The sequence below is a fragment of the Streptomyces sp. W16 genome (assembly GCF_033194735.1).
GTDB lineage: Bacteria > Actinomycetota > Actinomycetes > Streptomycetales > Streptomycetaceae > Streptomyces.
Genome location: NZ_JAWOAI010000853.1, coordinates 1 through 2,644, shown reverse-complemented (window position 1 = coordinate 2,644; position 2,644 = coordinate 1). Strand labels below are relative to the sequence as shown.

The 2,644-nt window shown below is 70.1% G+C and carries 2 protein-coding genes and 1 pseudogene; 1 reads left to right on the top strand and 2 read right to left on the bottom strand.

Annotated features, from left to right (window positions below):
* Together R6V09_RS50440 and R6V09_RS50435 are read right to left on the bottom strand one after the other, a co-directional pair.
* A partial coding sequence (locus tag R6V09_RS50440; RefSeq protein WP_317888138.1) for a sensor histidine kinase occupies positions 1 to 1,465 on the bottom strand: 1,465 nt, incomplete at its 3' end.
* 284 nt (positions 1,466 to 1,749) lie between these two features.
* Positions 1,750 to 2,385: a TetR/AcrR family transcriptional regulator gene (locus R6V09_RS50435; RefSeq protein ID WP_317888137.1), complete on the bottom strand. Its 636-nt coding sequence runs from the start codon at positions 2,383 to 2,385 to the stop codon at positions 1,750 to 1,752.
* Between the two features lie 174 nt (positions 2,386 to 2,559).
* Between R6V09_RS50435 and R6V09_RS50430 the strand changes: the two are divergent.
* Positions 2,560 to 2,644: pseudogene (locus R6V09_RS50430) on the top strand (urea carboxylase); the annotation flags it as partial.

Genomic DNA, 2,644 nt, shown 5'->3' with positions numbered 1-2,644 from the left:
GTTCGGGCTCTTCCTTCTCGGGCTCGGGCGCCGGCTCGGCCCCGGCGGACCGGGCCTCCCGCTCGGCCTGTTCGGCCCGTTCGGCCGCCGCCTGCTCGGCGAGCCGCTGGCTGAGCGGCATCTTGACCCGGCTGCGGCGCTGCGGCAGACCGCCCACCGTCCACTCCGTGACCTCGGGGACCTCGTCCACCATGGAGACCGTCGCGGGGATTCGGGGGCTGGTCGGCCGGCGCTTCTTGGGCGCGCGCTTGGGGCCTTCGAGCGCGCCGAGTTCGATCTTGGGCGCGGCGGTGGCGCCGATGCCGTGGGCGAGGCCGGGTGCGGGCTCGCTGGTGAGCATGTCCCGCGGCACGACCAGGACGGCACGGACGCCGCCGTACGCGGAGGCTCTGAGCGAGACCTGCATGTTGTACGTCTGGCAGAGCCGGCCGACGACGGTCAGGCCCAGGCGCGGGCTCTCGCCGAGGTCCTGGAGGTCGATACCGGCCTTGGCCTGCTCCAGCATGCCCTCGACCCGGGCGCGGGCCTCCTCGCTGAGGCTGACGCCGGCGTCCTCGATCTCGATGGCGACACCGGTCTGCACCTCGACGGCGGTGACGTGCACCTTGGTCTGCGGCGGCGAGTAGCGGGTGGCGTTGTCGAGGAGTTCGGCCGCCGCGTGGATGAGCGGTTCGACGGAGGTGCCGCTGATGTTGACCTTGGCGATGGAGTCCAGCGAGATGCGCCGGTACTCCAGGATCCGGGACATGGCGCCGCGCAATGTGCTGTAGAGCGTGACGGGTTGGGGCCACTGACGGCCGGGACGGCCGCCGCCCAGCACCGAGATGGAGTCGGCGAGGCGGCCGATCAGCGCGGTGCCGTGGTCGATGCGCAGCAGGTCGTCGAAGACCTCGGGGTTGCGGCCGTGGTCCTCCTCCATCTCGCGGAGTTCGTTGGCCTGTTGGTGGACGATCGCCTGGACGCGCCGGGCGATGCTGACGAAGTTGCGCTGCGCGGAGTCGCGCATGGCCGTCTCACGGTCCACGATGTCGAGCACCGTGCGCAGCAATCCACGCTGCGGTTCGGGGAGTTCGCGCCACTGGGGGTGGGCGTCGACGACTTGGCGAATCACCTCTCCGGGCGATTCTCCGGCGCGCATCTCGTACAGCGCGGCGGGCACGATCTCCGTCGCGAGCCGCTCGATGTCCTGGTCGTGGCCTGCGATACGCCTTTCCATGTACGCACGGTCACGAGCATGGTCCGCGCGCAGGTCACGCACGGTTCGGCCGCGGCGGACCGCTTCGGCCGCCGTCACGATCACCAGGAGCGTGGCGATGCCACCGCACCAGCCGACAGCGGCCCGGGCCGGCTCCGTCACCACGGCGACGGCGGCCCCGGTCGCCGCGGCCATCACTATGGCGGGCAGCAACAGCACACGGGCGTACGGAAGTTCACGGCGGCCGGGGGGCGATTGAACACTCACCATGTAAGCCCTCTGGAAGAAGTCGGCTGGGGTAGGGGGAGAGACCCGGGGGATCTTCGTTATGTTTAGGAACAAACGCACGAATACAGCCCAACTCGGTGCGCTGCGGGCGAGCTTAGTCCGACCGGATCATCGCCGTGTCATATTCAGCAAGCCCCTGAAAAGGGACACGGGAGGGGAGTACGCTCAGCCCATTTACACGCTGAGGATCTACTCGAACACAAAGCGTAACCGTGTGCGAGCAGGCGAAAATCACTCACCGTAACGAGTGAAGCCCCTGTTCCGGATCAGATTCCGGCGATGCGCAGCGCGGCGTCGGCCGTCGCCTCCGCGAAGGCGGACACCGGCCGCTCGGGGTCGGAGCGGTGCACCAGGATGACGCCCTCGATGAGCCCGAAGAGCAGATCCGTGCGCAGTTCCAGCTCGCTCTTGGCGAGCGCACCGCCGGCGGCGGTCGCGGCGAGCAACTGCCGGTAGGCGTCCTTGAGTTCGGCGCGCACGGCATGGAAGCCAGCGAAGCGTTCGGCGCGCACCTCGGGCAGCAGATAGAGCCCGCCGAGGTTGTGCGAGCCGCCGCACAGCAGCTCGACGTCGGTACGGCACAGCTCCCACAGCCGGTCCTCGGCCGGGGTGACGTCGTCCGCGAGGAGTTCCCGGGCACAGGTCAGCGAGGGTGTGACCGTGGACTCCAGGAGGTCCGCGAGGAGTTCCTCCTTGCCGGAGACGTAGTGGTACATGGACGCCTGCCGCATGCCCGCGAGTTCGGCGACGGCCCGGGTGGTGGTGGCCGCGTAGCCGCGGGTGGTGAACAACTCGGCCGCGGCGGCGAGCAGTTCGGCGCGCGGGGACAGTCCGCTGTCCGGCCGCTGATCGGCCCGCGGCCTGCCGACCCGGCGGCCCCCCTGTGCACCCGTTGTCCCCATGCGTTCGATCCTCGCACACGGCCCCGCACGACGAACTCCCGGCGATCTCGGTGAGGGCTCGGTAACCGACCGGCAACACCCGGGCAACCCCGGCGACCCGGCCGCCTCCTAATTTCTGTCGAGCGACAGAAATGTCGTACGACCGAGACGTCCCCGCAGCCGGAGGTCCCCGCGATGGCGACAGCGACCACTTACGGAGCCCGCGCCCACGCCCGTGCCCAGGAGGGCAGACGTGCCGAGGCCATGCCCGTCGTCCCGG